The organism is Yoonia sp. R2-816 (genome assembly GCF_046762905.1).
Taxonomy (GTDB): Bacteria; Pseudomonadota; Alphaproteobacteria; order Rhodobacterales; family Rhodobacteraceae; genus Yoonia.
Map to the genome: position 1 here is coordinate 1 of NZ_JBKQXN010000200.1, position 2288 is coordinate 2288.

1 protein-coding gene is annotated in these 2288 nt (G+C 53.7%); it reads left to right on the forward strand.

Going from position 1 to position 2288, the window contains the following annotated elements:
• Positions 1-853: 853 nt before the first annotated feature.
• Entirely contained in the window at positions 854-1846 is a 993-nt protein-coding gene (locus tag ACFWW2_RS12145) for an IS110 family transposase (protein ID WP_393928342.1), read from the forward strand.
• The last annotated feature ends 442 nt before the right edge of the window (positions 1847-2288 follow it).

Here is a 2288-nt window from a genome sequence, read left to right on the forward strand (position 1 = left end):
TGTTACACTTGGGTCGATTTGCGCGCTATTGGTGAATTCATTGACCAGGAACTCACTGATGCCAACAAAATCATGACCTGCGGCAGGTGGGGTGTTCATAACGGTCATTACGTTCTCCAATTCAAGCTGGTGAGCAATTGAGCTGATCTCGTTTGCATGCTGTACGTGCCGATGATGAGCGGAAACCTGGCTCTCTCTTCCTGGCCGACGTTCCATTCAATTCGTCTCGCGTCCAGCATAAGAACCAGATCACCGTATTGGGAAATACTGGAATCCTATAATTGAATAGATATCGGCTATGGTGAGGCCTGCGCCTGTTAGGCTACCATTTCGTCAACACGGCCTAAGCAAGCAGTGGTTCAGTCGCCGCAAAGCTCATTCGGTCCCGTTCGCCCGCCATTTGTCATCGGAATTTGAGTGTCCGCAATCTGCGCTTTGCGACGTGCTGCGCCAGCGAATGCCTGTATGGCGATGAAGGTCCCCTAGCTCAAAACCAGACCTTGGGTTTCGTGCGCTCGTGAAGTAGCCTGACGCTGACATAAAGGAGCCGTGACCGACGCTTCCTTAGCGGGAGAAGCAGCCATACGGTGACACTGCAGTATCTGTCACTCCGGGCTTATTTTGTTGAACAACTCCTCAACCCGAAATTCACCTCAAAAACTTGGAGCATTGTTCTCGGAAGCAGCCAACTGGGAAACCTCGTTTGTGATATCGTGATTTTGCAGAAAGATGTTCCGCAAAATCGATCGCGGTCGCTCAGATACTGCGTTTTTCAACATGGCGTAATCCAGATCAGCGCTCCACCCGCGCCTGCTATTCTGGATACCCATGTCATAGAAAAGGAGACTGACCGATGGAATATTTTGCTGGTTTGGATGTTTCAATGGAAGAGACGCATATTTGTATCCTTGATCGTGAGGGCGCGCTGATACGGGAGGGGAAAGCGCCCTCGACACCTAAGACAATCGCCCGGTTCCTCGCTGCTGGCCCCGCATGTACCAAGGTTGTTTTTGAGACTGGACGGATGGCTCCAATGCTCCACCACGGCCTGACGGAGCTTGGTGTCCCGGTTGTTTGCATCGAGAGCAGGCAAGCCTATCAGGCTCTGAAGTCTCTCGCAGGGCGCAAAACCGATCGAAACGATGCGCGTGGCCTGGCACATCTGGCACGGACAGGGTTCTATAAGCCGACCCACGTTAAATCTCTGTCTGCTCATGCGATCCGCTCGCTGATCGCCGCCCGCAAGAAGCTGGTCGGGCAACGCGTGACCATCGACAATCAAATCCGGGGGTTGATCGTCGTGTTCGGTGTGCGACTGCCACGCGCTCTGTCGCCCGCATTTAAGGACACTGCTTTGAAAGTCAGCGATGGTGTTCCTGGCCTGTTTGCAGCGCGCGAGGCAATATTGGCGGCAGTGACAGCCATCGACAGCGATATAAAAGCAATGACTCGTAAATCAGAGGTCTGCACCCGCCTGATGACAGTGCCGGGTGTCCGTCCTATTACCGCATTGGCCTTTGCAGCGGCAATTGATGATCCGGCGCGCTTTAAGCGTTCGCGAGATGTCGGCCCCTATCTCGGGTTGGTTCCGAAACGCCACCAGTCCGGCGAGGTTGACTACACCGGGAGTATCTCGAAATGTGGGGACGTGCGTGTCCGAACGCTGCTCTATGAAGCCGCCAATGTGATGCTCACGCGATATGCGGCACCGCTGAAACTCAAGTCATGGGCGCGCGCAATCGGGCAGCGCTCAACAATGAGAAAGGTGCGGGTGGCGCTGGCAAGGCGGCTTGCAATCATCTTGCATGCCATGATGCGAGACCAAACCGACTTCCGGGCAACGTGATCAAAACCTAAAGAACAGAGGATTCCTACATTGCAGTTCCCATACCGGTAGACGCCCGAGGGAGGGCGTGGAACATGGCGTCGATTTTGTAGCGACAGAGCGGACGACCGATCTGATCGCGGTTTCAACCTCGCCAATCCACACCCAGCCAACCCCATCATGAGCCCGTGAGCTCGAAGAGAACCAAGGCAACCTCAGACGTTAAACAGCCCGCAAAGTGAAAATGAATATTGACAGATTAGAGAACACAATCAGCTCACAGTCAGCTTTCGCCGCATGATGGTCGAATGGCGGATCTGATCTTAGACCAGATGAGCGTTTTGCGGCAGCGCCAGTTGTCATGTTTTTCTCGGCGAACATGGATTTGTTCGACAGAGGAAATGAGCATGAACAAGACACTTTATGTGGGTCTGGACGTCCACAAGGATTCGATTGCTGTTGC